Genomic DNA, 26,918 nt, shown 5'->3' with positions numbered 1-26,918 from the left:
AAGGTTGAGCGGAGCGGGCGGCCGCGCGGCCTCGGCAGGTTCATCCACCGAGGCCGCTTCATGGCGATGCGCCTGGGGCAGACGTCAAAGCATTGCTTAGCCGACAAAGCGCTCTGAGCGATAGGGGTCCAATAGCTTCACAGTCACGCCGTCAAGCAGTTCCGTGGTGATCAGTTGCGACAATCCGGCTGCCAGACTAATGCCTGCGTTCGTCGTAATAGAAAGCACGCCGGGAAGTTCTTTAGAGCGGCTCACGACAGGCAACCCGTCAGCCGGAATGACGCGACGCGTTTCGGTGACTTTCTCGACAATGGCGTTCTTCAAACCTGGTAGCACTCGGGCGGCGACACGCACGAGCTCCTCCGGGTCGGGCGTGCTTGGATCTCCAACGGGTGAACCGGAGAAGTGCTTGGCGATGACCACGCGACCGTCGATGCGCTGAATCGCATGAACGTGTGCGCCAAGAATGACCGAATCGAAAAGCCGCGGCAACGGCGCGAGGTGGACGACGCTGCCCGTGCTGTGGATGAGCGGTGCCTTAAGCCCCGTACCTTCGACGAGCTCCGGGTTCGCAATGCCGCCCGCGAAGATGAGAATATCGGCCTCGCGCTTGCCACTTCCGCTCCGGATTTCGTAACCGCCCGCCGTCTTCGTAAAGCCCTGATACGCGTCGTGCGGCGAATACTGCGCCCCGTGTGCGACCGCGGCCTCGAGCATCATTGACGTCAGTTGCACAGGCGACATCATCCCTTCGTCAGGCGTGTAGAAAATATCCGTCTCGGCGCCTGGTTCAAACCCCGGCTCAATGTCGCGTGCCTCGGCCGTGGTGACGCGATAAGTCGGGCTGCCCCACCGCAGGCGCCGGTCGAGTTCCGCCGCGAGTTCCGCTGCCTCAGCGGTATCCGGCTCGGCGCTTTGCAAGCAGCCAGACCAGCGGATCGGCAGACCGTCGATCTCGCTTTGCAGATAACGCCAGCGCAAGTGCGACAGTCGATGCAGATTGAAGTAATGCTGCGCGCCGACTTCGCCGAGCGAGTCCGCGTTGCGGAACTTCGTCTGGTTCGTAATCCACGCGAAGGATCCCGATGTCGCGCCTTTCGCGACCTCGTGCTTGTCGAGCACGGTCACGCGCGCGCCGCGTTTCGCGAAATCATAAGCGAGCGTGGTGCCGATGATGCCTGCACCGATGATGACCACTTTAGGTGCCGAATTCATAGAGTGCCTCTTTTCGTTGATGCAAATAGCGTTGCCAAGGTGAGATTCTTAAAATTTGAGTTTCCGTGGCTCCCCAGTGTCAAGGAAGGCTGCGCCGTTCCTACCGGTCAGCTGCGAGCCTCTCTTCGCTGCAGAGCGTGTTCGCCGGCGCTCGCGTCCACCGTCGGAGCGTTTGCCGCGCCAAGCGACACATGACGGGTCTCGGGAGCCATGCGAGCAGATACGAGCAGGCCAACCAGGCTGATCCCGCCCGCGATAAGCAGACCAGTCGCGCTTCCGAAATGGACGAGTACCGTAGGAAGGAGGAAGGTTCCTGCCGCGGCTCCGATGCGGCTCGCAGACATGGCGAGTCCCATACCGGTTGCTCGAAGGTCAGTCGGGAAAATCTCGTTCGGGTAGATGAACTGCAGCCCGGAACCGGCAGCTTCGGCCACCGTGAAGAGAATGAATAAACCAATCGCAACAGTGGCAATGCCCGACATCGGCGTCGCGAGAAGAAACAGCGCGAGCGTTGCAAGAACGAATGAGGCAAGACAAAGCGTGCGTCGACCGACCCGGTTGACGACGAACATGCCGATCGCGGTTCCGACGATCGCAAACGAAATGATTACGAGCGAGCCGGCGAGTGGCCTGGTGACGCCGAGCGACTTCAGCAACATCGGTTGAAACGTCTTGATTGCGAACGAGGGCGCAATCTGGCACATCCAGAAGATCGAGCAGAACACCAGCATGCGCCCATAGCCCCGCGAAATCAGTTCGCGGATTTTTGACAGTCCGAGGCCACGCCTTGAAGTGCTGACACGCGTCTCAGCAACGAGCGCATCAAAGTCAACCTGGGGCCCAAGATGCTGTTCCACGATGCCACGCGCCGCCTCTACCCGTCCTACGGAAATCAACCAGCGCGGCGACTCGGGGATGTTAAGGCGCAGCAGCAGGAAAAGTGCTGAAGGGATGGCAGCGCTCGCAAGAATGTAGCGCCATACACCGCTTTCGCTACCGCTCACGATCAAACCCGTTGCAAGGCTTAACGTGTATCCGACCCAGAGCAGAAGCACGAGGCTCGCGAGAACCGGCCCGCGAAGCTTCCGGGGCAGGAATTCAGCTGCGAGCGCGGTGGCGATGGGATAGTCCGCGCCCAGCGCAACCCCCATGATGAAACGAAGGATGAAGAGCGTCGTCACGTCATGCACGAACAAGTGCGCGAGTGAGCAGATAACGAATACGGCGAGATTGAGCACATACATCTTCTGGCGGCCGAAGCGGTCCGTCATTGGTCCGAAAACGACGCCACCCGCGAACATGCCAATGAGGCTGGACGCGCCGATCAGACCGATCTGCAGCGCGCTCAGCGCGAGATCCTTTGCAATGAACGGCAGCGCTACAACAATGATCCCTAGCAAATAGCCGTCGCAGAACGGCCCCCCTGCCGCCACAACGGCAATCCTCCTGTGGAAGCGGCTCGTAGGTAAATCTTCGATGCCGACGAGTGTCTTTGCCATATGTGCCTCCAAACCTTGCCGAATCAGATGACGGAGATGTTGTTCTGTTCGAGTAGGCTAAGGTTCGGCACAATATCGGTCAATGTCGGATTTTATTCACCGAATATCGAAGGGCTAAATATGTTGTTTAGCGAGGAGATCAACACATTCCTGGCGGTGGTCCGCTCGGGAAGCCTGCTTCAGGCGGCCGAGATCGTATCCACGACGCAGTCGACTGTCTCGTATCGGATCCAGTCCCTCGAGCGCCGGATAGGACATCTGCTGTTGCTGCGCTCGCGGGGAGCGCGGGGCATATCGCTGACCGCCGAAGGTGAGCGGTTTCTCGACATTGCCGAGCGCTGGAAAATGCTCGAAGTCGAGGCTGAGCAACTTCAGGGCAATCAGGTAAGACACCTTGCCGTCGGTTCGGTCGACGCGGTTGCGATCAACGTCCTTCCGCCGTTTATCGCTGCGCTCTGCGACGAGACACCGCCCGTTCGTCTGCACATGGAAAGTTCGCGCTATTTCCAGCTCGCTAACCGCGTTGCATCTGGTCACCTGGACGTAGCCTTCACACTGACCCCGTCCGAACACGTCGACCTTGTCTCAAGAAAGCTCCGCGATTACGCGATGCTTGTGGTCTATGCTGCGTCGGGTAAGACATCTTTGCCTGAAGCGCTCGACATGACGGATCTCGACCCATCGAGAGAAATTCATTTGCCGTGGTCGCCTCAGTTCGATTTATGGCGCATTCGGCGCGGGTTTTCGCGGCACGTAAATTGGGTTGAGAAAGCACACATGCTCGCGCCGATGCTCAGAAATGCGGCGTGGGCAATCGTCCCGAGTTTTTTGACGGCGCCATTGGCGAAGGAGACCGGATGCACGATCCACCGGATCGCGGTAGATCCCCCCGAGCCCCTTTCTCTTTTCATGATTTCGCGCAAACAGAGTAGCGACGCAACCAGACGTCACGAGCAACTCATCGAAATGGCGCTCGCCGCCCTCGACTGATTGGGTGATTTTTCGAGGAGTCGATCACCCCTTCCCAAGCGGCGGCCGACCAGGAAACCCGGCCATGTTGCTCAACTGCGCAAGTTCGTTCGCAGCCTCGCGCAGCGGCACCGAGTACTCGTGAATCTTTTCGGCGGTCAGCCGCACCCGCGGCCCCGCCAGACTGATCACGCCCACGCAGCGCGAGCCGCTCACCACGGGCACCGCCACCGCCGACATGCGCGGCGCAAACACCTCGTCGATCATCGCGTAGCCGCGCACTCGCGCAGCGTGCAGGAAACCGAGCAGTGCCTTGATCGTGGTCGGCGCATTCGGCCCGAACTCGTTCGGCTGACCGAAGCCCTGCTTGATAACCAGCGCCACCGCCTGCTCGTCGGTCATTGTCATGAGCCACGCGTGACCGGTCGACGTGCATGACAGCCGCGCCGCGTGGCCCATGTCGGGATCGTAGCGAAAGCCGACGCGCTGCCCGTCCGCCTTGCCGACCCAGATAATGGCGTCACCGTCGACGAGCGACAGCCGCGCCAGTTCGCCGGTCTTTGCGGCGACGCGCTCGATAATCGGCTGGGCGATATCGGCAATGCCGGTGAGGCTCAGAAACTCGAGTCCGTTCGACGTCATCCGCATGGTCAGGATATAGCGGCTGTGATCGACGAGCTGCCGCACATACCCGCCTTCGACGAGGTCCGTGAGCAGACGGTGGCACGTGCTGCGCGGCAGGGACAAGGCGTCGGCAATCGCCACGAGGCCTGCGCCCTCGCCTTGCGAGGCCAGCCAATCGAGAATCCTGGGACCGTTCTTCAGCGACATGTCGCGTCCGCTTCCATCATGTGAAAAGCAGTTCCAGCGTGGAACGCCTCGTTTGGAGAGCGCAAACAATAGCATTTGTTCGTCGCCAGAACGAACGTTTCAACACATCGGGATTGAGGAGACAACATGTCGTCGTTCGCAGATTCAGACTCAGACGTGGCCGCGGGGAAACAGTCCGCGCAGGCCCATTTGATGGCGCGCCGCGCGGTAGCGGGCGCAACCGTCGGCACCGCACTCGAATGGTTCGACTTCGCGCTGTATGGCGTGGTCGCGGCCACGATCTTTCCAAAGCTGTTTTTCCCTTCACTCGACCCGACCGCGTCGCTGCTCGCATCGCTGGCGAGTTTCTGGGCGGGGCTCGCCGCACGGCCGCTCGGCGCGGTGATCTGCGGGATGCTCGGCGACCGCTGGGGACGTCGCAAGCTGATGCTGATCACTGTCTCGGTGATGGGCGTGTCGTCGTTTCTGATGGGCTTGCTGCCCACTTACCAGCAGGTCGGCATTCTCGCGCCGACGTTGCTGGTGTCGCTGCGTATCATCCAGGGCTTCGCGCTCGGCGGCGAATCGACCGGCGCGCAACTGATGGCAGTGGAGCACGCATCAGCCAACCGGCGCGGCTGGTATTCCGGACTGCTTGGCATCTGCTCGCCGCTCAGTCAGATTCTCGCCAATCTCTCGCTCTTTACGATGGCCGCCCTGCTTTCATCGGACGACTTCAACGCCTGGGGATGGCGCGTTCCGTTCCTCGCAAGTTTTGTCCTCGTGCTGCTCGGCATCTACATCCGCAGGAAGGTCAGCGAGACACCGGCCTTCGAGGCGCTCAAAAAGACGGGCGCTCCGGTGCGCGCCGCCAATCCGCTCGGCACCGTCTTCAGGTATCACTGGCGCACCGCCCTTCGCCTGACGCTGTTCTTCTGCGGCCCCGCTGCGCTCTTCTATCTGATCGTGGTCTTCTCGCTCAGCTACCTGACGAAACATTTGGGCGTGCCCAAGCAAACCGGCTTCATGCTGCTGATGGTTGCAAATGTCTGCGCGATTGCCGGCGCGCTGCTGGGCGGCTATCTGAGCGATCGGATCGGACGCAGGCGTGCGCTGATGATCGGCTCGTTCTGCACGCTGATCTGCTGCCTGATCTATTTTCCGGTTCTGAACCAGAACTCGATTGGCATGACGATGGCGGTGATGGGCGCCTTCCTCGGCTTCACACAATTTCAGAGCGGCATCCAGCCGGTCTGGTTTGCCGAGTCCTTTCCGACCGAGGCACGCTACACCGGCTCTGCCCTATCGTACTCGGGCGCCAACCTGCTCACCGGCGGGCCGATGCCGATTGTCGCGGTGGCGCTGCTCAATGCATTTCACGGTTCTCCGTGGGCCATCGTCGCGGTGTGCGGCTCGCTGAACCTGCTCTCGTTCCTGATGATCGCGATATCGCGCGAAACCAGAGGCACCGCGCTCGAAAGCTCTTCTACACATTGAAACCATGACCCGCAAACTCTATATCCTCAACGGCTCCAATCTGAACATGCTGGGCGCAAGAGAGCCCCATATTTACGGCAGCACCACGCTCAAGGAGATCGAACAGAACTGCCTGACGTTGGCCGACACGCTCGAGTTCGACTGCGTATTCCGTCAGACCAACAGCGAAAGCCAGTTGATCGACTGGATTCAGGAAGCATTCCTGCAGGACGCCGCGCTCATCATCAATCCGGCGGGCTTCTCGTTCGGCCGGATTCCGGTGCTCGACGCAGTCAAGCTGATTCGCCGGCCGGTGGTGGAATTGCACATCACCAATATCCATAAGCGCTCGGAAGAATACCGTCACTCGACCATTTCGGTGGCGGCCACCGCCGTGATCTGCGGGGCCGGCGCAAACGGCTATTTGCTGGCGATCCGCGCAGTCGACGATCTGTGGGGCAGCCCGACTTAAGCCAGTCCTTTCTTATCCGCGATGTCCTGCTTTCGGTGCCCGTGCTTTCCGAAAAGTATCGAGTACCGTGGCAGCCGGAAATGGAATGGCATCGACGTGGCCGGTTCTCATCAACGCCTCGATACGCTGCGCCGTATCCGTCGACGGCGCGGGCGTATAGACCATGATGCGCATGCCGGGCGCGTCCGGCACCTCGAGCGACAGCGCATCGAGTTCGAGCACGCCCGCAACGGGGTGCTCGATAACCTTGCGCCAGTCGCTTCGCTTGAGCACCTCATGCTCCGCCCACCAGCGGCAGAAGTCAGCATCGGTATCGTTCAGTTCTTCGACGAGATCACGCAAAAACACTTCACCCGACGGGCGAAGAATATAGTCGCCGCGAAACTGCGCAAGCACGCATTTTGCGTAGGCATCCCAACCTTGAAAGAGCGAGCGCGCACCGTCCTGCTGGAATGTGAACCACAGCAGATTGCAGCGGCCCGCAGGCATCTTGCGGAAATCGGTAAACACACGCACCGCCGCTTCGTTCCACGTCACATAGTTCCAGTTGCCGTCAACCACGTAGGACGGCATGTTGCCGAGCTGATCGAGCATGCGTCGAACGGTATCTGTCACGTTTTGAGCAATCGGATACGGACCGGGCGGCGTGTAGTGGTTGGCCAGTTCGAACAGATGTGTGCGCTCGTGCGGCGATAGCTTCAACGCATTCGCAAGACTTTCGATCGTCTTGAACGACACATTCACTTCCCTGCCCTGTTCGAGCCACGCATACCAGGTGACGCTGATGCCGGCGCGCTCGGCCACTTCTTCGCGCCGCAGTCCCGGTGTCTTGCGACGGCTGCCGCTTGGAAAGTCGATGTCCTCGGGTCGAAGACGGGCGCGACGCGTCCTCAGAAAATCGGCCAGTTCGTCCAGACGCTGCTGCTTTTCCATGTTTCGTGTCCTCCTGCGTTCCCTGTTACTGCCATTACTAGTAATGGCAATTGCTAGATGCGCTCCGTCAACCATGCGACATTGGCGCCGTCGGGAAGCACGCTGTATCCAGCATCGGTAACGCCAGATTATAGAACTCGTTACCCGCGTAGGTGCCAGCCAGCCGCGTCGAAAATTAGCGGCCACAACGCGTGCGTCTCCCGACAGATATCAGAACATTTACGGAGACATTCATGCGTCGTTCGACCCGCTTTCACCGTGCGAGCGTATTCGCCGCCGCGGCCTTCATTCTGACAGTTTCGTGTGCCGCGCGTGCGGACTACACCGGTGCGCCGCGTACGTTTCTGTTCAATCCCGCCGTGCAGATTCCGTTCGCCGACACGGCGAAGTTCAAGAAGAAGCCGCCCTATGTGATCGGTTTTTCGAATGCGGGACTCGGCGATAGTTGGCGCGTCGTGATGCAGCACTCGCTGATGAAGGCGGCGGCCGACCATCCCGACCAGATCAGGCAACTGCTGATCACAAACGGAAACATGGACGACGCCAAACAGGCCGCCGACATTCAGGATCTGATCTCGCGCGGCGTGGATCTGCTGATTGTCAGCGCGAATACGCAGAAGGCACTCGACCCCGTTGTCACGCGTGCGATGAAACAGGGCATACCCGTCGTGATGGTCGACCGGCGCATTTCATCCGACAACTTTGTTTCGTTCGTGACGGGCTCCGACGCGATGATGGGCCGTGTGTGGGCGCAATGGATCGTCGAGAAGTTGCATGGCAAGGGCAACGTCATCATGCTCGCAGGCCAGGCGGGGTCGAGCGTCAGCGCTGACCGCGAGGCGGCCGCGCACGAAGTGTTCTCGCAATACCCCGGCATCAAGGTGCTCGACACGGTGTATTCCGACTGGAGCCCCGTGAAGGCCAAGCAGCAGATGCAGGCCATGATCGCGAAGTACGGGCACAACATCAACGCCGTGTGGTGCGCACACGGCTTGCCCGTCGCGGGCTCGATCGAAGCGTTCGTCGCGGCCGGATTCAAGCCAGGCGAAATTCCGCCGCATACGACAGCCGATCTGAACGGCCCATTGCAACTCGCGTTGAAGTACAAGATTCCGATGCTCGAGATCGGCTATCCGCCTTCAATGGGCGGCACGTCGCTCGATGTCGCGCTCAAGGTGCTGCAAGGTCAGCCCTTGCCCAAGATCTACGAGATCAGTCCGCAGATCGCATTGACGCGTGGCGACGAAACGGCATCGGTCCCGCATCCCGACCAGTACATCGATCAGGTGGTCGACGCGAAGGGTCCGCCCGACAAGATCATCGACGGCGGCATGGGCGCGGACTATAACCCGTCGACCTTCAAGATCAAGTTGCCGGGTGAAAAATGAACCAGCCCACATCCAGTCCGGCAGGCGAAAGCCTGGACGCGCAGCCCGACGTGATCGAGGTCACCGGCATCACGAAGCAATTTCCTGGTGTAAAGAGCCTCGATGCCGTGAACTTCGGTGTGCGTAGCGGTGAGATTCACGCACTCGTCGGCGAGAACGGCGCAGGCAAATCGACGCTGATGAAAGTGCTTGCGGGTGCCTATGTCCCCGACGAAGGCGCATTGCGATTCGAAGGTCAGCCAATGGTGTGGAAGTCCCCCGCCGACGCAAAGGCGCACGGCGTTCACATCATCTATCAGGAACTCGTGCTGTTTCCGCAATCGAGCGTGGCGCAGAACATCTTCGCCGGAATCGAGCCGCGCACGCGGCTGGGCACGATCGACCATCGCGCGATGAACGAACGCGCCGCCGCCTTGCTGCACGAACTCGGCGTACAACTCGATCCGCGCGAGCGTGTCGGCGCGCTTTCGGTCGCCAGTCAGCAGATGGTCGAGATCGCGAAGGCGATGGCCAGCGAGATACGAGTGCTGATACTCGACGAACCGACAGCAGTCATCGCGGGCAAGGAAGTTCAACTGCTGTTCGCACGGCTGCGCGTGCTGCGCGAGCGCGGCGTCGCGATCGTCTATATCTCGCATCGGCTCGATGAAATCTTCGAACTGTGCGACCGCGTGACCGTCATGAAGGACGGCCGCAAGATCGGCACACAGCCCGTTTCCGAAACGACGCGCGCCGATCTCGTGCGCATGATGGTCGGCCGCGAAATGAAGGACATCTATCCGCCAAAGCCCACGCTGCAACCGGGCGGCACGGTGCTGATGAAGGTCGAAGGGCTGCAGGTCGGCAATCGCGTATTCGATGCTTCGCTTTCGGTACGCGCCGGCGAAATCGTCGGGCTCGCCGGCATGGTCGGCTCCGGCCGCACCGAACTCGCGTCGGGCGTATTCGGCGCGCTGCCCGCGCGCGGCACGATCGAAGTGCGCGGCGCGCGCCATACGCGCATGACACCGGCAACGGCAATCCGCCTCGGCCTCGGCTTCGTCACGGAAGACCGCAAGTCCGAAGGCTTGCTGATGTACCTGAACGTCGCGCAGAACGTCACGGCGACAACGCTCAAGCATGTGTCCCGTTTCGGATTGCTGAAAGCGAAACACGAGCGAAGCGCGGGCGCCGATGCAATCCGCGAATTCGGCATTGCGGGCGCGCGCCCCGCGGGCAGCGTCGCGACACTGTCGGGCGGCAATCAGCAGAAGGTGCTGATCAGCCGATGGGTGCGCGTGTGCACCAGCGTGCTGATTCTCGACGAACCGACCCGCGGCGTCGATATCGGCGCGAAGGCGGAAATCTATCGCCTGATGCGCGAACTGACGAATCGGGGACTCGGCATCCTGATGATCAGTTCCGAGTTGCAGGAAGTGATCGGCATGTCCGACCGCGTCCTCGTGATGCGCGAAGGACGCATCGCGGGCGAAGTCAGCGGCAACGAGATGACCGAGCACGGCATCATGGCGCTCGCGACCGGCGGCGGGCAATTCGTTCGAACGGGAGGCGCACATGCATTCGCTCATTAGGCGTCATGTTCCGCTGAACGCAGCCGCGTATATCGTGGCCGGTTTGATCGTCATGCTGTTCGTCGCCGGGGCCAGCGTGAATGACCGCTTTTCGACGCTGTCCAATCTGCTGAACGTCCATCAGCAGGCGACGGGACTTGCGCTCGTCGCACTGGGGCAGACACTCGCCGTGCTGACGGGCGGCATCGATCTGTCGGTCGGCTCGCTGATCAGCGTGTCGGCCACGCTCACCTCCGGTTTGTCGGAAGCCACACAAGGCGGATGGGCCGTGGCGATCGCAGTGGCGATTGCGCTGTCCGTCCTCGTGGGATTGGTCAATGGCCTGCTCGTGCTCTGGCTGCGCGTGCATCCGCTGATCGTCACGCTCGGCATGGGCGCGGTGCTGCAAGGCGGCATTCTGTACTACGCGAACGGCCCGGCGGGCGGCGTGCCGGACGGCTTCGACGCACTCGCTTACGGCCGCTACGCCAACGTGCCCGTGACCGCCACCGTCGTGCTGCTGCTCTACGGCTGCGTATCGTATTTCATGCGCAATACGCGCCTCGGGCGATACGTCTACCTCGTGGGCGACGACGACAACTCGGCGACGCTGTCGGGCATTCCCCGCAAACGCGTCATTCTGTTCGTCTACACGTTCTCGTCCCTCTGCGCGGGTCTCACGGGCATCTATCTGGCTGCCCAGTTCGGATCGGGTCAACCGTATCTCGGCGCCAACTACACGCTCGCGTCGATTACGCCGGTTGTGGTCGGCGGCACGATTCTGAGCGGCGGGCGCGGCGGCGTCATCGGCACGCTGCTCGGCGTGTATCTGCTCAGCATGCTCAACAACCTGATCAACTTCGCGGGCGTGCCGTCGCAGTATCAGCTTATCGTGCAGGGCGTCGCGATCATTGCCGCCGTCTGCGTGAATGTCCAGCAGAAACGGAGGCTCGCATGAACTCGGTTGCTCCACGCACGGACGCCTCGCCTGCGCGCAAGCTCTCGCTCGGTGTCGCGCGACGCTATGGAATCTATCTGTTTCTCGTGGCGCTGATTGCGCTTTCGGGTGCAAGGTCGCCGACGTTCCTTCGTGCCGACAACGTCGTCAACATGCTGGTGCAGTTCGCGCCGCTCGGCATCGTCGTGATCGGCCAGGTGTTCGTGATTCTTGTCGGCGGACTCGATCTGTCGGTTGCCTCGGTGATGGCCACGGCAGCCGTCATCGCCACCGCATTCGACGACACCAACCATTCGGCGCCCGCCATCTTCGGCGTCACGCTCGTGTTGTGCATCGGCGCCGGTCTGCTCAACGGCCTGCTCGTGACGAAGCGCCAGGTGTCGCCGTTTCTCGCGACATTTGCCACGGCGGTCGTGCTCGACGGCCTGCGCTTCGCCTATACGCAAGGCGCGCCTTCGGGCAACGTGCCACCGCTTTTTCACACGCTGGGAACGGGCTCGGTCGCGGGCGTGCCCGTCAACGTGCTGTTGCTGCTCGCGTGCGCGATCGTGTTCGGCACGCTGCTGCATCTGTCCACCTTCGGGCGACGCGTGTACATGGTGGGCGGCAATGCCGTCGCCGCGAGACTGGTCGGCGTGAGCCCCGACACCGTGCGCATCGCGTGCTACGCGATCAGCGCGCTGCTTGCCGGGCTGGCGGGGCTGATCCTGTCGGGCTATGTCGGCATCGTCGACAACTGGGTGGGACGCGGCTTCGAGCTCGATTCGATCGTCGCCGCGGTGATGGGCGGCCTCGCCCTTTCCGGCGGCCGCGGCTCGCTGCCAGGCGGACTCGCGGGCGCAGCGATTCTCGTCGTCGTCTTCAACATCGTGCTCTTGATCGGCATGCCCGTGCAGGCGCAGATCATCGTCAAGGGCGTCATCATCATCGGCGCATCCGCGTGCTACGTGAGCCGCCGGCAGCGCTGAATTTACCCATTCACACGAGGCCATACGAAATGGCCCGGCTAACCAAGGAGTCGAACATGAGAGCAGTGCGTTTTCACTGTGCGCACGATGTCCGGGTCGAAAACGTACCGGACCCGACGGGCATGGGCGCGAACCAGATGATCGTCAAGCCGCTGTGGTGCGGCATCTGCGGCACCGATCTGCACGAGTATCAGGCGGGGCCCATCGTGGTGCCGACCGAACCGCATGCGCTGACAGGCGCGAAAGCGCCTCAGGTGCTTGGCCATGAATTCAGCGCGGAGGTCGTCGAAGTCGGCAAGGACGTGAAGAACGTGCAACGCGGCGACCGCATCTCGGTGATGCCGCTCGCGTCGTGCGGACAGTGCTATTACTGCGCGCGCGGCATGCGCCATCTGTGCTCGAAAATGGGCTGCGTCGGGCTCAGTTGGGACGGCGGCGGAATGGCCGAATACACGCTGCTCAACGACTATCACGCGAACCGCTTGCCCGACACCGTGAGCGACCAGCAGGGCGCGCTGATCGAACCGGCCGCTGTCGCGCTGTATGCCGTCGACCGCGGCGGCGTCACGGTCGGCTCGACCGTGCTGATTACCGGCGCAGGCCCGATCGGCGTACTTGCCGCCCTCGCCTGCCATGCAGCGGGCGCCACGAAGATTTTCGTGAGCGAACCCAATGCGGCGCGAGCCGACAAGATGGCCGGCTTCGGCGTCACGACCGCAATCTTCGATCCATCCGACGGCGAACTGCCGCAAAAGATTCGCGACCTGACAGAAGGCGTCGGCGTGGACGTGGCGATCGAATGCGCGGGCAACCAGCATGCGCTGAACGCATGCGTCGACGCGGTGCGATCGGCGGGCGCTGTGGTTCAGGCGGGTCTGCACGTGGGCACAGCGAGCGTCGACCCGATGAAATGGTCGCTGAAGGACATCCGGATCGAAGGCACATGGTGTTACCCCGTCACGATCTGGCCGCGCATCATCGGCATGATCGCGAACGGCAAGTTCCCGGTTGAAAAGCTCATTCACGATCTGATCGATGCCGACGAAGTCGTCGAGAAAGGCTTTGACGTACTGAGCGACAAAGGCAGCGACAAGATGAAGATTCTCATCAATCCCCAGACACGGTGACGACATGCCGCACACGCAAGAGAAGCAACACACACAAACGGTAGGCTGGATCGGGCTCGGCAAGATGGGGTCGCCCATAGTGCGCAATCTGCTCGCCGCGGGGTTCGACGTGACCGTGTACGACGTCGATACAGGACGCGTCGACGAGGCCGTTGGACTCGGCGCGCGCCGTGCAGAGGATGTCGCGAGTGTCGCGCGTTCGGCACCGCTCGTGTTCTCGATCATCCCCGACGACGACGTATTGCGTAAAGTCGCGCTCGGCACACATGGCGTGATCGAAAATGCGAACGACGGCGCCGTTTATATCGACATGAGCACGGTGTCGCCCACGGCATCGGGCGAAGTTCGCGAAGCAGCGCGTAAGCGCGGCGTCGGCTACATCTGCGCGCCGGTATCGGGCAGCACGGTCCTTGCCGGCAACGCGCAGTTGACGGTATTCGCATCGGGCGCGAAAGAGGCATACGGGCGCGCGTTGCCCGTCTTCCAGGCCATGTCGGCGCGTCAGTACTATGTCGGCGAAGATCAGCAGGCACGTTATCTGAAGCTCGCCATCAATCACCTTGTCGGCTCGACGGCCGTGCTGCTTGCCGAAGCCTTGACGCTCGGCACGAAAGGCGGCCTCGACTGGGCCGAGATGCTCGATGTGATCGGCGACAGCGTCGCGGCATCGCCGCTCGTCAAATACAAACTCGATCCGCTGAAAAAACGTGACTTCTCTCCCGCGTTTTCTTCGCGGCAGATGCTCAAGGACATGTCGCTCGTGGTCGACGCCGGCGTCGAAGCCGGCGTCCCGATGGCAGCCGCGGCACTCGTGCGCGAGCAGTTTTCGCACTACGCCCAAGGCGATGGAGCGGAACTGGACTTCTTTTCCATCGTGCGTGCTGTCGAAGCACAAGCCGGCCTTACCCGCTAAGTACGCTTTCACCTTACTCCGGAGTCACGATGCACTACACCGTCTACTGCCTCGACCACGACAACATGGTCGAACGCCGCCTTGCCCATTACGAAGAACACAAGGCGTACCTGGCCACGTCGCCAGTCAGAATGGTCATGTCGGGCCCGCTGCTGGCCGGCGACGAGGAAACGATGATCGGCAGTTTCTTTCTTTTCGAAGCCGACGAGATCGGCGACGTGATGCGCTTTAACAGCAACGACCCGTTCAACAAGGCTGGAATCTGGCGTACCGTCGATATCCGCCCGTTCCTCAAGCGCGTCGACAACCGCTAGGCAGATCAAGGAATCGATTCATGCGAAACCTCGACGAAAACACCATCACGGATGCCGTTCTTGCACGCCACGAACACGCACCCGATGAGCGGCTGAAGACGATCGTCACGAGTCTCGTGCGGCATCTGCACGACTTCGCCCGCGAAGTCGGCTTGAGCGAACGCGAATGGGAAGCCGGTATCCGCTTTCTCACCGAGGTCGGCCATATCACCGACGAGCGCCGTCAGGAATTCATTCTGCTGTCGGATACGCTCGGCCTTTCGATGCTCGTGACCGCGATGGCGCATCGCAAGCCTCAAGGCTGCACGGAAGCCACGGTTTTCGGGCCGTTTTTCGTCGACCATGCGCCCGAGTATCGCGACGGCGACGACGTGGCCAACGGCGCGCGAGGCGAACCGTGCTTCGTGTCGGGCGTGGTGCGCGGCCGGGACGGCGAACCGGTGAGCGGCGCACGCATCGAAGTCTGGCAGGCGGACGCCGATGGTTTCTACGATGTCCAGCACAGCGACGCCGACACGCACCGCGCGCGCGGCGTGTTGCATAGTCTTTCCGATGGGCGCTATCACTTTCGCTCGATCGTCGCGGTGCCCTACCCGATTCCGCACGATGGTCCGGTGGGGCGAATGCTCGAAGCGCTGGGGCGCCATCCGTGGCGCCCTGCGCATCTGCATTTCATGATCACGGCGCCCGGCTATGAACGGCTCGTCACGCACGTGTTCCGCGACGGCGATCGTTACCTCGATTCGGACGCCGTGTTTGGCGTGCGCTCGTCGCTGATTGCGCAGTGGATTCATCACGAGAGCGGCACGGCGCCCGACGGCACCGCAATGACGACGCCCTTCAGCACCCTCGAATTCGACTTTGTCTTGAGCCGATCGTCATGATTGCCTTCACCTACACCAGCCGGCCCGGCCGCATCGTGTTCGGCGCGGGAGCGATCGAGCGCGTCGCGGAGGAACTCGACGAACTGTGCATCCGGCGCGCGCTCGTGCTCTGCACACCGGAGCAACGTTTTCTCGCCGACCGCGTGCGCAGGATAGCCGGCGAGCACTGCGTGGACGTGTTCGATCGGGCTGTCATGCATGTGCCCGTCGAAACCGCGCAGGAAGGCGTTGCGGCCGCGCTCGCAGCGGGCGCCGATGGACTGGTCGCGGCGGGCGGCGGGTCGACGCTGGGGCTCGCAAAAGCCATCGCGCTGGAAACGTCGTTACCGATCCTCGCGATTCCGACGACCTACGCGGGCTCCGAAGTCACGCCGATCTACGGCATGACGTCCGCCGGTGAGAAAAAGACCGGCAAGAGCTACCGTGTACTGCCGCGCACCGTGATCTACGACGCGTGCCTCACGCTGACCTTGCCGGCAGCGCTGTCGGCAACGAGCGGCCTCAACGCGATCGCGCACGCCGCCGAAGGGCTCTATGCGCAGGACGCCAATCCCGTGATGTCGCTCTTCGCGGAAGAAGGCATCCGCAGTCTCGCGCATGCGTTGCCGCGCATCGTCGAACAGCCGGACGACATCGCGGCACGTGAAGCCGCCCAGTACGGTGCATGGCTATGCGGGACCGTGCTGGGGAGCGTCGGCATGGCGTTGCATCACAAGCTGTGCCACACGCTCGGCGGTATGTTCGATCTGCCGCACGCGGAAACTCATGCGGTGATGCTGCCGTACTCGATGGCGTTCAATCTGCCGGCAGCGCCAGCGGCACACGAACGTCTGTGCAGAGCGCTCGATACGCCGGAGCCCGCGACCTCGCTCTACGAGCTTGGCCGCTCGCTTCATGCGCCGGCGTCTCTCAAAGCGCTGGGCCTGCGCGCAGCGGATATTCCGACGGCTGCGGCCGCCGCAATGCAGGCGCCGTATTACAACCCCCGGCCACTCTCATACGAAGCGGTACACCGCTTGCTCACTTCAGCTTTCGACGGCATGCGGCCCGACAGCCGCACGTTCGAAAGCGTATAAGCGCTTCCCTTACCGAAGCGCGGCTCCGCAAATACTCCTGCAAACAGACACTTTTCAATTTCAATTCGCTATGAAAAAACGGGCACTCATCATCGGCGCGACGGGCATCGTCGGCGGCAATCTCGCGCAACATCTACTCGCGTGCGGAGACTGGGACGTGACAGGTCTTTCACGCGGCCGGAGCGCAGCGAATCGCGCGATGGAATCCGTCACCGCCGATCTGACTTCCGCCGCATCCGTCGCCAATGCGCTACAGGGCCGGCAGTTCACGCACGTTTTCTTTACTGCGTGGTCGCGACAGGCGACCGAGCGCGAGAACATCGAAGTGAACGGTGCAATGGTCCGTCATGTACTGGACGCGCTGGGACCGTCCGGCACGCTGGAACATGCGGCTCTCGTCACAGGGCTCAAGCACTACCTCGGACCCTTCGAAGCGTATGCGCAGGGCACTGTGCCGCTTACGCCGTTTCGCGAGGAACAGGGCCGCCAACCCGTCGACAATTTCTATTACGAGCAGGAAGACCGGCTGTTCGAAGCAGCGCGTCAGTACGGCTTTAACTGGAGCGTGCATCGGCCGCATACGATTATCGGCTTCGCGCTCGGCAACGCGATGAACATGGGCGTGACGCTCGCCGTGTACGCGACGCTGTGCAAGGAAACGGGACAACCGTTCATGTTTCCCGGTTCGGCCGCGCAATGGAACGGTCTCACGGATATGACCGACGCGCGCCTGCTTGCGCGACATCTCGAGTGGGCTTCAACGTCGCCCGCCGCGCGCAACGAGGACTTCAACGTTGTGAATGGCGACGTGTTCCGCTGGCAATGGATGTGGTCGCAACTGGCGCAGTACTTCGGCATCGAGCCTGCGCCTTTCGACGGTGAGACGCGTCCGCTCGAACATCGCATGCAGGGAGCCGGCGAACAATGGGCGACAATCGCGGCCCGCTATCAATTGAGGGAAGCGAGCATCGAAAAGCTCGTGTCGTGGTGGCACACCGACGCCGATCTCGGACGTCCGATGGAAGTTCTGACCGACATGAGCAAGAGCCGCAAAGCCGGCTTCCTCGACTATCAGAGCACGCCGGATGCCTTCTTCGCACTCTTCGACAAACTGAAAGAGGAACGCGTCATACCTTCGTAGAGGGCACGCCTCACGGATCCAACCCAATAAATCCCGCCAGTTCCTCGGGCTTTCCGAGAGGAAACGCTTCCTTGATGTGATCGAGAAAGGCGGAGACCCGAGGGCTTAGCAAGCGTCGCGAAGGATAAAGCGCCCATAGCGGGATGTCGGGACCGTCCACATCGCCCCAATGCGCAAGCCTGCCGGCCGCGATGTCATGACTCACGAGCGACAGCGGCAGCCTCGCGGCGCCTACGCCAAGACGCACCGTATCGCGGACCATGAGCAGCGACGAAAGGTGCGCAACCGGCGTGATCGAGATGCGCGATTTTCCCTTCGGGCCCGTGACGTCCCACGCGGCGATCCGGTCAGGCGTCCCGCGAACGACAGCCGGAACACTCGACCCATCCGTCGGCCGCGCCAGGCCCGGTGTGGCCACGACGACCAGCCGGTCGCGCAGGAACACACGGCCGATCAGGCTCTCGTCCACATCGGGGTTCACGCGGATCACCAGATCGTAGCCTTCCTCGACCATATCGACGGGACGATCTTCCGTCGTCACTTCCAGTCGGATGTCGGGGTATTTCAGCGCAAAGGTGGCGACCAGCTTGCCCATCGCGATCTGCGAAAAGAGCGCGGGCGCGCTGATGCGCAGTCGGCCGCGCGGGTGTTCGCTACCCGACGTGATGGCGGCGGCGCTGTCCGCAAGCTCCGCGAGAAGCGCACCGGTCCGCTCGTAAAGCGCGCGTCCTTCCTGCGTGAGTTTCACTCCGCGGGACCCGCGTTCAAACAGCCTGAGCCCCAGGCTGTCCTCGAGCTCGCTGACCCTGCGCGAGAGCGTGGCCTTCGGACGCTCCGCCACACGGGCGGCCTCGCCGAAGCTCCCGTGACGGGCAACCAGGTTGAAATCCGCGAGAGCAAGAAGGTCCATGTGTTCCACCAGTGAGATACCCCGTCTCTTTATAACATCTTCCGGACCACGCATGGATCACTTACCTTGGAGGCGTCCCAACCAACCAAGGAGTAACACCATGACTATCCTCGTTACCGGTGCCACCGGCCGTGTCGGCCGCCAGGTCGTCAACCAGCTCGTCAAGCGCGGTGCCAAAGTGCGCGTGCTTGTCCGCGATCCGTCGAAGGCCGACTTTCCCGCCGATGTCGCCGTGGCCCAAGGCGACATGCTCGATATCGACTCGCTGCGCAGCGCGTTCAGCGGCGTGCGCACGCTGTTTCTGCTCAACGCCGTGGCAGCCGACGAATTCACTCAGGCACTCATCACGCTCAACGTTGCCCGCGAGTCGGGCGTCGAGCGCGTGGTCTACCTGTCGGTCATGCACGCTGAGCGCTCCGTGAACGTGCCGCATTTTGCGGTGAAGTCCGGCGCCGAGCGGATGATCGAACAGATGGGCTTTAACGCGACTATCCTGCGTCCGGCGTACTTCATCGATAACGATCTGACGATCAAGGACGTCATCCTGAACCACGGCGTCTACCCGATGCCGATCGGCAGCAAGGGCGTCGCGATGGTCGACACGCGCGACATCGCGGAGGTCGCGGCAATCGAACTGCTGCGTCGGGATCAGGCGCCCGGCAAATTGCCCGTCGACGTCATCAACCTCGTTGGGCCCGACACGTTGACGGGTCCAGGCCTCGCGTCCATCTGGTCGGAGCTGCTTGGCCGGCCGGTTGCCTACGGCGGCGACGATCCCAGCCAGTTCGAGCAGAACCTGACGAACTTCCTGCCGAAGTGGATGGCGTATGAGATGCGCCTGATGGCCGAGCGCTTCGTCAGCGACGGGATGGTGCCGGAAGCGGGCGACGTCGCTCGGCTTGTCAGCATCCTCGGCCGGCCACTGCACTCATACCGCGACTTCGCCGCCGGCCTCGTCGGCTGAGTCTCACGCGCCGTTGCATGCGGTGCGCGAGCGCGCACCGCATCGGCTCAGTGCAGAACGTCCTGCAGCCGATAGTAGACGCCGACGAGCGGCAGCATCCACCGGCGCGCGGCATGCGCCGGCACGGGCGGCCACGGCAACGCGCGCCACGGGTTGGCATCGGCGGAACCGGACATCACGTCCGCCATCACGCGGCCCATATGCGTGGACATCTGCACGCCGTGGCCGCTGTAACCCATCGAGTAGTAAAGCCCGTCGTGTTGTCCGGCGCGCGGAAGACGGTCCACGGTGATGTCCACGAGACCGCCCCAGCAATAGTCGACTCTCGTTGTGGCCAACTCGGGAAAGTACTTCGCGAGATTGGCTTGCAGTACGTGGCCGCTTTTCGCATCGGAGCGCGGATCGGACATTGCGAATCTCGCTCGCCCGCCCCACAGCAGCCGGTTATCAGGCGTGACGCGAAAGTAGTTGCCGATGTTCAGCGACGTCACATAGTTGCGCCGCTGAGGAAACAGCGCGTCCAGTTGCCCCTTCGAAAGCGGCTCTGTCACGACGATAAAACTGCCGACAGGCGCCATTCGTTGCTGGAACCATTGCAGCGGACCTTGCCGCGAAGGCCCTGTCGCCACCAGCACGTTGTCCGCCCGAACCACGCCGCGCGCACTAGTGATCTCGTAACCGCCACCGGCGATTCGCCTGATCTGGGTCACCGCCGCGTTCTGGAAAATGCGCGCCCCGTGACGCGCCGCCGCCTGCGCGAGCCCCACGCCGAACTTGCCCATATGCATCTGCGCGCCGTTGCGTTGCAACAGTCCGCCATGAAAACCATCGGAGCCGACTTCAGTGCGCATGCGCGCCGGCTCGATCAGTTCGATATCCTGATCGACTTCGCGATGCAACACGTCGTAGGTCCGCGCGAGCTTGTCGAAGTGCTTCGGCTTGGCCGCGAGTTTGAGCTTGCCGCTACGCACGAAATCACAGTCGATCCGATGTTGCGTGACGATGGATTCGACCGTCTGTACCGCGCTTTCGTACGCACGGTAAAACGCGCGCGCTTGTTCCAGCCCGACGCTGGCCGCGAGCGAAGCGAAGTCTTGCGCGACGCCGGTGTTGCATTGTCCGCCGTTGCGCCCCGATGCCTGGCCCGCGATCCGCCCCGCCTCGAGCACCGTGACCGACGTCCCACGCAACGCAAGTTCCAGCGCGGCCGATAGACCTGTAAAGCCGCCGCCGATCACGACCACATCGCTGCGTCCCTCGACGGGACCGTCGGCGCCCTCGTTGAAGTCGGGAGCGGTGTCCAGCCAGTACGAATCTAGCTTCATTGCATTTTCTAATTGAATGTCGGAGCAGACCGGCTTTGCCAGCGAGCGAAGCCTCGGCGGCGAGCCGGTCACCGTAGCGATCAACCGCGAGCACCCGCCTCGCTCATGCCGACCACCACGCATATTCGGCGAACGAAAAACCCATCATCGCGCCGGTCGGAATCGCGCCGAGCCCTTTAAGGCGCTTGTCGTTCGCATCGATCAGACTGATGAACGACGGGATGCCGATGCCGCCTTCGTCCGTGACCAGCGCCTGCATTTCGCCGTACATCTGCTTGCGTTTGGCGTCGTCGGTCTCGCCGCGCGCGCTCACGAGCAATTGATCGAACTTCGGGTCCTTCCACGCCGATTCATTCCACGGCGCATCGGATTTGAAGAACTGCGTGAACAGCACATCCGCGCTAGGCCGCGGGTTGATGCTGCCGAAACCGAGCGGATGCTTCATCCAGTGATTCGACCAGTAGCCGTCGGACGGCACGCGATTCACGCTCAGATTCACACCGATCTTCGCGGCCGTTTGCTGGATCAACTGCGCCATTTCGATTGAGCCGTTGGCGTCGGTGGTGGCATAGATCGGCGGCAATGTAGTTCCGACCGCGCCGGCCTTCTGCATATAAAACTTCGCCTTGTCGAGGTCGAAGCCGCGCTGCGGCAGCGAAGCATTGAAGTACCGATGACCCGGCGGAATCGGCTGATCGTTGCCGGTCACCGCATAGCCGAGAAACACCGCGGAGCGGATCTGCTCCCGATCGAACATGTACTTCATGCCCTTCACAAAATCGGGGTTGCCCGTCAGCGTGTTGTCGCGACGCATGATCAGGTCCGTGTACAGGCCCGACTTCGTCTCCTTGACTTCGTACCCCGGCGTCGACGAAATGCGCCGCGTCGAACGGGGATCGACCGAGTTGATCAGGTGGACGTCGCCGGCGAGCAGCGCGCTGACACGCGCTGCGTTGTCGCTGATACTGATGAGTTCGATCTGATCGAGGTACGGGTGCCCCGGTTTCCAGTAGTTGTCGTTGCGCACGCCCACCGTGCCCGCGCCCGGCGCGAAACTTTTCAGCTTGTAGGGACCGGTGCCGATCGCCGAGTTGAAGTTGGTCGTGCCGTCCTTGACGATGACGAGTTGCGGCGTCGCGAGAATCACGGGCAGATCGGCATTCGGCACCTGTAGCGTCAACGTCACTTCGTTCGGCCCGCTCGCCGTCACGCTCGCGAACTGGTCGGCGAGTGTCTTCACGCGCGAGGCCGTTTGCGGATTCTTGTGACGCATCAGCGAGTACACGACGTCGGCGGAAGTAAGCGTCTTGCCGTCGTGGAAAGTGACGCCTGAGCGCAGCTTGATGATCCACGTCTTCGCGTCCGCGCTCGACACCGACTCCGCGATGTTCATGCGCGGCGCGAGGCTTTCGTCAAGTTGCGTCAGGCCGCTGTAAAACATGAAGAAGCGGATATAGTCGCCGCCGGTCGAGCCCGCTGCGGGATCGAGCGTATCCGACACGGAGCCCGCGTTATAGGCGACGCGAATGCTGCCGCCCTTCTTCGGAACCTCGGCGGCAAGCGCGCCGGGCGCAGTCGTCAGGAGTCCCCCGCCGGCTACCATCATGCCGGTCCCAGCCAACATGCGCATCATGTCGCGGCGGCTGATGCCGCGGCTATTCGTTTCGTCGTTCATCTGAATTGGCTCCGCAGAGGTAAGTGATCCTGGCAATGTTGCATAGAAGTTCGTATAGGCAGCGAGAAGAGATTTTTTCGCGGCTCGTTAGCAGCATCGTATGCCTGCACAAACCGCGTAAAGCGCCGACAAAAAAGGGCAGACGGCATAAACAAACTGTTCCTGCGGCGCTAACGCGGCAATTTGCATGGTCGCCGGTTATGCGCGAAAGACTCGCTGCAAGCGCGGCATCAACGGGCGATATCAGGCGCTCGCCGATGCCTCGACTTCAAGCAACTGCGGATAGCGTTGCAGCACTTCTTCATACAGTTGCGTGATCACTGTTGGCCCCGGCTGCAAGCTGCCGGCCGCTTCTCTTGCATCGAGTGCATCGAAGATCTTGTGCTTGAGAAAATGCCGCCATACCACCGGCGCGCGCGACAGAATGCCGGTCAGCACGTCGTAGCGCTCGCGCGTCCATTTCGCTTCGTACGCGTTGCGCTCCGCGCCATAGTCGAAGTGAGAGGCCGGCCGCCGATGAGCGTCGCTCTTCGCGGCCTCGCGCATATGCAGGGTCGCGGCTTTGTCGATGGCGATGGCGCCGGCTTCTGCGCCGAGTACCACGCCATACAACTCGCGCGCCTGATCGACGGACAGATAGCCGCGTCGCACGTCTTCGAGCACCTTCTGCACGTCTCGTTCGTACGGATCGCCATAGCCGCCGCCGCCACAGCCTTCGAGACGGATCACATCGCCGGGGCCGCACATCACGAGATCGGTCACGCCGAGATCTTCTTCGCCGTCGGTGCCAGGGTTGCGGGTAAACCGCGATACGGCGCCCGCCTTGCCGCCCAGCACGCCCCATGAAGCGAAGCGCGAGCGGTCGCGATTGCGCGCCGTGACGAGCGTACCCGGCGACGACACGCGAAATTCCATCACCGTTCCAAGCCCGCCGCGATACTTGCCGGCGCCGGCGCTGCCTGGCACCACGCCATAGCGCGTGATGCGGATCGGCACTTCGGCTTCGTTGATTTCGACTGGCGTGTTGCGCAGGAACGCGACATTCGCACCCGATGCGTCCGAGCCGTCGGCCGACGCCATGCCGCCCGCGCCGCCGCCCACCGGTCCGATCGACGCGATCACCGTGCGGCCGTTGCGGTCGACGGTCTTCACGTTGAGAATCGACATGCCGCCCGCTGGACAGGCCGGCAGGCGCTCGGGGCACACCATCGAAAATGCGCCGAAGGTGACGTACTGTGCGACCTTCGCAGTCAGACTGCGCATGCCGACCGCGGCCGGCGGCAAGCAGTTCATGATCGTGCCTTCGGGCAGGATGCAGCGCGCGACTTTCAGCATGCCCGCATTCAGCAGCAGATCGGGATTCAGCGAATACAGCACGTAGTTCAGGCCGACGAGCGCGAGCACATGGCGCTCCTTGCCGCCCGTCGGCATATTCAGCGACGAACTCAGTTGCGGATCGCTACCCGTGAAGTCGAACACGAGCGAGCCGTCCTTCACCGTCAGCGTCAGCGCGACGCGCAGCGGCTTGCCGTTGACCGAATCCTCGTCGGCGTACTCGGCGAAGAAGTACTCGCCATCGGGCATGCCGCGCACGATCGTGCGCGCCTGCTCCTCCGAATAGTCGAGCAGCGCGTCCATGCCGGCGCGAAACTGCTCGATGCCGAAGCGCTCGATGATTTCGAGCACACGCCGCTCGCCGGTCATGAGCATCGCGATCTGCGCCTTCAGGTCGCCGCGATTCTGCTCGGCCGCGCGCACATTGATCGCCATGTGTTCGAGCAATGCTTCATCGAGCACGCCCGCGCGGACGATCTTGGTCGGCGCGAAACGAATGCCTTCCTGATAGATCTCGGTGAGCGTGCGCGACAGCGACGCGGGCACCGCGCCGCCCATATCGGTGTTGTGAATGTGCCCGCCGACATAGCAGACAATCTCGCCGCCGAAGAACACCGGCTTCCACATCATCACGTCCGGCGTGTGCGTGGCCACGTAGCCGCTATACGCGTCGTTCGTCATGCAGATGTCGCCCGGCTCGTAGTGATCGATCATGTCGATCACCGCGCCGAAGTCGAGTCCGGGATACCAGGTCGCGCCCAGCGTTTTCGGCGACGCGAAAGTCAGGCCGCGCGTGTTCATCAGCGTGCAGGAGAAGTCTTCCGTCTCCTTCACGAACGCGGAGTGCGCGGTTCGCACGAGCGTGTATGCCATGCTTTCGGCGGCCGCGACGCAATAGTTCGCGAAGATCTGAAGGACGGATTTATCGAATGTCATGGTGTGTTTCCTGGATCGATCTATCGATCTATCAGACCGCTTCGAGAAAGAGGTTGCCGTATTCGTCCACGCGTCCGTCGAAACCCGGCAGCACGCATGTCGTGGTGTCGTCCTGCGCGACGATCGCGGGCCCGGCGAACCGGTGTCCGGCGAGCAGCGCGGAGCGCCGGTAAAGCGGGACGCGCCGCCACGCGCCGTCCAGATACACGTCGATCTCCGATTCCGCGCGCGGCGCACCCTCGCCTGTCGCGATGCGCGGCAGCGCGGGCTTCGGCGTGGGCGCGGTGATGACGAGCCGCAGCGCCACCACCTGAATCGGCGACTTCTCGTCGCTATGCCCGAAGAGGCGCGCGTGTTCGCGGTGAAACGCCTGCGCGATTGCTTCGATATCGCCGCCGGTGATCGCTTCCCGCGCGAGCGGCGTGTCGATTTCAAACGATTGCCCGCGATAGCGCATATCGGCCGAAACGACGATCTCGGCGCTTGCGTCCGTCCCCGCCTCGCGAATCACCCATGCGCGCGCGTCGGCTTCCAGATGCGCGAGATCTTGCGCGAGCAAGGCGAGCGAAGCACGGTCCAGCGGATAGTACGTCGTCCGAACAAAATCGTTTTTCGTATCGGCGATCAGGCCGCCCAGCGCGCTCAACACGCCCGGCGTGGTCGGCACCAGCAGATTGCGCACGTTCAGCGCGCGTGCGAGAAAGCAGCCGAGCATGGGCCCCGCGCCGCCGAACGGCATCAGCGCGAACGTGCGCGGGTCGATGCCGAAGCGCGAACTGAGCCGGCTCACGCCCGCATACATGCCGGAGATCGACACCTCGATGATGGCCGCGGCCGTCTGATAGATGTCGAGACCCAGGCGCCTCGCGAGCGGTTCGATTGCCCGCCGCGACGCGTCCACGTCGACCTTCACCGCGTTGTAGCCGAGCGCGGCGCTGCCGAGCACGCCGATCACGGCGAACGCATCGGTGATTGTCGGGCGCGTGCCGCCACGGCCGTAACACACTGGCCCAGGGCTCGAGCCCGCGCTTTCGGGCCCGACCTTCAGCACGCCGAATTCGTCGACCCACGCAATCGAACCACCGCCGTCGCCGACCGATGACACCGACACGGACGGAATATGAATCTGGAATTCGCCGATGTATTCGCCGGTCGCATATTGCGGCTGGCCGTCCACGATCAGCGCGATATCCGCTGTGGTTCCGCCGATGTCGAGGCTCATGCAATCTTTCACGTTACAAAGGCGCGCGAGATACGCCGCGCCGATCACGCCTGAAGCGGTGCCGGACAGGATCATCTGCACGCAGTTCTGTTTGCCGTGCTCGGCGCTCATCACGCCGCCGTTCGATTTCGTGACTTTCAGATCGGCCGCGACGCCGCTTTCCGCCAACGCCGCCTGCAACTGCGTCAGATAGTTGGACACGCGCGGCTGCACATAGCCGCCGATAGTCGCCGTCACCGTGCGCTCGTATTCGCGGATGATGGGCCAGACCTCGTGCGAGCACGACACAAAAAAGCCCGGCAGCGCAGCCTCGATAATTGCTTTCACCTGCTGTTCATGCGCCGGGTTGCGGTACGAATGCAGCAGCGACACCACCACGCCTTCGCAGCCCGCCGCCTGCAAGCCGCGTATCGCATCGAGCACGCTTTGTTCATCGACCGGTGTCTCTTCTTCGCCGTCAGCGCCGAGCCGTCCGATGACACCGAACACGCGGTCGCGCGGAATGAGCGGCGCGGGACGGCTCGACATCAGGTGATACATATCGGGAATCTTCAGGCGCGCGATGTCGAGCACGTCTTCGAAATTGCGCGTTGTGATGAGGCCGAGTTTCAACCCGCGGCGCTGTACCACCGCATTCACGCCGACCGTCGTGCCGTGCGTGAAATAGCTGACATCGTGCGGCTCGATGCCGTAGCGCTCGCGCAGTCCTTCGACGCCCGCGAGCACTTCGCTGCCCGGGCTGTCCGGGCGCGAAAACACCTTTAGCGTGCGGATGCTGCGCGTGTCCTCGTCAAGCACCGCGAAGTCGGTGAACGATCCACCGATATCGACTCCGATTCTCAAGCCCATTGTCGTGCC

The 26,918-nt window shown here is 62.5% G+C and carries 23 protein-coding genes; 14 read left to right on the top strand and 9 right to left on the bottom strand.

Features of this window, described 5'->3' with window-relative positions:
* Nucleotides 1-96: 96 nt before the first annotated feature.
* Both ABIE53_RS09375 and ABIE53_RS09370 read right to left on the bottom strand, forming a co-directional pair.
* Nucleotides 97-1,215, bottom strand: coding sequence for an NAD(P)/FAD-dependent oxidoreductase (locus tag ABIE53_RS09375; RefSeq protein WP_107708293.1), 1,119 nt, complete (start codon nt 1,213-1,215; stop codon nt 97-99).
* Nucleotides 1,216-1,322: 107 nt separating this feature from the next.
* The gene (locus ABIE53_RS09370; RefSeq protein ID WP_029969331.1) at nt 1,323-2,714 is read right to left on the bottom strand and encodes an MFS transporter; all 1,392 of its coding nucleotides are present in this window, start codon (nt 2,712-2,714) and stop codon (nt 1,323-1,325) included.
* A gap of 120 nt (nt 2,715-2,834) precedes the next feature.
* Here ABIE53_RS09370 and ABIE53_RS09365 point away from each other — a divergent pair, with 120 nt between their 5' ends.
* Nucleotides 2,835-3,704 carry a LysR family transcriptional regulator gene (locus ABIE53_RS09365; protein ID WP_006051015.1) on the top strand — a complete coding sequence of 290 codons (870 nt, stop codon included), beginning with the start codon at nt 2,835-2,837 and terminating at the stop codon, nt 3,702-3,704.
* Between the two features lie 24 nt (nt 3,705-3,728).
* Here ABIE53_RS09365 and ABIE53_RS09360 read toward each other — a convergent pair whose 3' ends face one another.
* The gene (locus tag ABIE53_RS09360) at nt 3,729-4,514 is read right to left on the bottom strand and encodes an IclR family transcriptional regulator (RefSeq protein ID WP_192698889.1); all 786 of its coding nucleotides are present in this window, start codon (nt 4,512-4,514) and stop codon (nt 3,729-3,731) included.
* Nucleotides 4,515-4,706: 192 nt separating this feature from the next.
* Here ABIE53_RS09360 and ABIE53_RS09355 point away from each other — a divergent pair, with 192 nt between their 5' ends.
* Nucleotides 4,707-5,990, top strand: coding sequence for an MFS transporter (locus ABIE53_RS09355; protein WP_029969330.1), 1,284 nt, complete (start codon nt 4,707-4,709; stop codon nt 5,988-5,990).
* Nucleotides 5,991-5,994: 4 nt separating this feature from the next.
* Nucleotides 5,995-6,441: a type II 3-dehydroquinate dehydratase gene (locus ABIE53_RS09350; protein WP_006051018.1), complete on the top strand. Its 447-nt coding sequence runs from the start codon at nt 5,995-5,997 to the stop codon at nt 6,439-6,441.
* Between the two features lie 12 nt (nt 6,442-6,453).
* Here ABIE53_RS09350 and ABIE53_RS09345 read toward each other — a convergent pair whose 3' ends face one another.
* Nucleotides 6,454-7,374: a helix-turn-helix transcriptional regulator gene (locus ABIE53_RS09345; protein ID WP_107708294.1), complete on the bottom strand. Its 921-nt coding sequence runs from the start codon at nt 7,372-7,374 to the stop codon at nt 6,454-6,456.
* A gap of 233 nt (nt 7,375-7,607) precedes the next feature.
* Between ABIE53_RS09345 and ABIE53_RS09340 the strand changes: the two genes are divergently transcribed.
* From ABIE53_RS09340 to ABIE53_RS09295, 10 genes are all read left to right on the top strand, one after another.
* On the top strand, nt 7,608-8,762 hold the full coding sequence (locus tag ABIE53_RS09340) for an ABC transporter substrate-binding protein (protein ID WP_107708296.1): 1,155 nt from the start codon (nt 7,608-7,610) through the stop codon (nt 8,760-8,762).
* Entirely contained in the window at nt 8,759-10,333 is a 1,575-nt protein-coding gene (locus ABIE53_RS09335) for a sugar ABC transporter ATP-binding protein (RefSeq protein WP_107708298.1), read from the top strand. The genes ABIE53_RS09340 and ABIE53_RS09335 overlap by 4 nt, the downstream gene beginning before the upstream one ends.
* Nucleotides 10,317-11,270: an ABC transporter permease gene (locus tag ABIE53_RS09330; RefSeq protein WP_053857966.1), complete on the top strand. Its 954-nt coding sequence runs from the start codon at nt 10,317-10,319 to the stop codon at nt 11,268-11,270. The genes ABIE53_RS09335 and ABIE53_RS09330 overlap by 17 nt, the downstream gene beginning before the upstream one ends.
* Nucleotides 11,267-12,238 (top strand): ABC transporter permease, encoded by a 972-nt coding sequence (locus ABIE53_RS09325; RefSeq protein WP_053857965.1) that lies wholly within the window; start codon nt 11,267-11,269, stop codon nt 12,236-12,238. The genes ABIE53_RS09330 and ABIE53_RS09325 overlap by 4 nt, the downstream gene beginning before the upstream one ends.
* A gap of 56 nt (nt 12,239-12,294) precedes the next feature.
* Nucleotides 12,295-13,365 carry a 2,3-butanediol dehydrogenase gene (locus ABIE53_RS09320; protein ID WP_029969320.1) on the top strand — a complete coding sequence of 357 codons (1,071 nt, stop codon included), beginning with the start codon at nt 12,295-12,297 and terminating at the stop codon, nt 13,363-13,365.
* Between the two features lie 4 nt (nt 13,366-13,369).
* Nucleotides 13,370-14,278 (top strand): NAD(P)-dependent oxidoreductase, encoded by a 909-nt coding sequence (locus ABIE53_RS09315; protein WP_107708300.1) that lies wholly within the window; start codon nt 13,370-13,372, stop codon nt 14,276-14,278.
* Nucleotides 14,279-14,307: 29 nt separating this feature from the next.
* Nucleotides 14,308-14,592 (top strand): YciI family protein, encoded by a 285-nt coding sequence (locus tag ABIE53_RS09310; protein ID WP_006051026.1) that lies wholly within the window; start codon nt 14,308-14,310, stop codon nt 14,590-14,592.
* 20 nt (nt 14,593-14,612) lie between these two features.
* Nucleotides 14,613-15,476, top strand: coding sequence for an intradiol ring-cleavage dioxygenase (locus tag ABIE53_RS09305; protein ID WP_107708302.1), 864 nt, complete (start codon nt 14,613-14,615; stop codon nt 15,474-15,476).
* Nucleotides 15,473-16,552, top strand: coding sequence for a maleylacetate reductase (locus ABIE53_RS09300; RefSeq protein WP_107708304.1), 1,080 nt, complete (start codon nt 15,473-15,475; stop codon nt 16,550-16,552). Before ABIE53_RS09305 ends, ABIE53_RS09300 begins: the two co-directional genes overlap by 4 nt.
* A gap of 70 nt (nt 16,553-16,622) precedes the next feature.
* Nucleotides 16,623-17,693: an SDR family oxidoreductase gene (locus ABIE53_RS09295; protein ID WP_006051029.1), complete on the top strand. Its 1,071-nt coding sequence runs from the start codon at nt 16,623-16,625 to the stop codon at nt 17,691-17,693.
* 10 nt (nt 17,694-17,703) lie between these two features.
* Here the strand turns inward: ABIE53_RS09295 and ABIE53_RS09290 are convergent, their stop codons facing one another.
* Nucleotides 17,704-18,603 carry a LysR family transcriptional regulator gene (locus tag ABIE53_RS09290; protein WP_107708306.1) on the bottom strand — a complete coding sequence of 300 codons (900 nt, stop codon included), beginning with the start codon at nt 18,601-18,603 and terminating at the stop codon, nt 17,704-17,706.
* Nucleotides 18,604-18,703: 100 nt separating this feature from the next.
* Here ABIE53_RS09290 and ABIE53_RS09285 point away from each other — a divergent pair, with 100 nt between their 5' ends.
* Nucleotides 18,704-19,567 carry an SDR family oxidoreductase gene (locus tag ABIE53_RS09285; RefSeq protein ID WP_107708308.1) on the top strand — a complete coding sequence of 288 codons (864 nt, stop codon included), beginning with the start codon at nt 18,704-18,706 and terminating at the stop codon, nt 19,565-19,567.
* Nucleotides 19,568-19,614: 47 nt separating this feature from the next.
* On the opposite strand, the gene ABIE53_RS09280 is transcribed toward ABIE53_RS09285, so the two are convergent.
* The 4 genes from ABIE53_RS09280 to ABIE53_RS09265 form a co-directional block, all read right to left on the bottom strand.
* Entirely contained in the window at nt 19,615-20,892 is a 1,278-nt protein-coding gene (locus tag ABIE53_RS09280; RefSeq protein ID WP_107708502.1) for an NAD(P)/FAD-dependent oxidoreductase, read from the bottom strand.
* A gap of 103 nt (nt 20,893-20,995) precedes the next feature.
* Complete coding sequence (locus ABIE53_RS09275) at nt 20,996-22,567, bottom strand: ABC transporter substrate-binding protein (protein ID WP_107708310.1); 1,572 nt, start codon at nt 22,565-22,567, stop codon at nt 20,996-20,998.
* Between the two features lie 243 nt (nt 22,568-22,810).
* A complete protein-coding gene (locus ABIE53_RS09270; protein ID WP_192698890.1) occupies nt 22,811-24,838 on the bottom strand; it encodes a hydantoinase B/oxoprolinase family protein in 2,028 nt (675 codons plus the stop codon).
* 31 nt (nt 24,839-24,869) lie between these two features.
* Nucleotides 24,870-26,909, bottom strand: a complete 2,040-nt coding sequence (locus tag ABIE53_RS09265) for a hydantoinase/oxoprolinase family protein (protein ID WP_107708314.1) — start codon at nt 26,907-26,909, stop codon at nt 24,870-24,872.
* Nucleotides 26,910-26,918 lie beyond the last annotated feature (9 nt).

Origin of the sequence: Paraburkholderia sp. OAS925 (assembly GCF_040543975.1) — a bacterium.
Lineage (GTDB): Bacteria > Pseudomonadota > Gammaproteobacteria > Burkholderiales > Burkholderiaceae > Paraburkholderia > Paraburkholderia graminis.
Note: the sequence above shows the minus strand (reverse complement) of the source record. Positions and strands in the feature narration are given on the sequence as shown.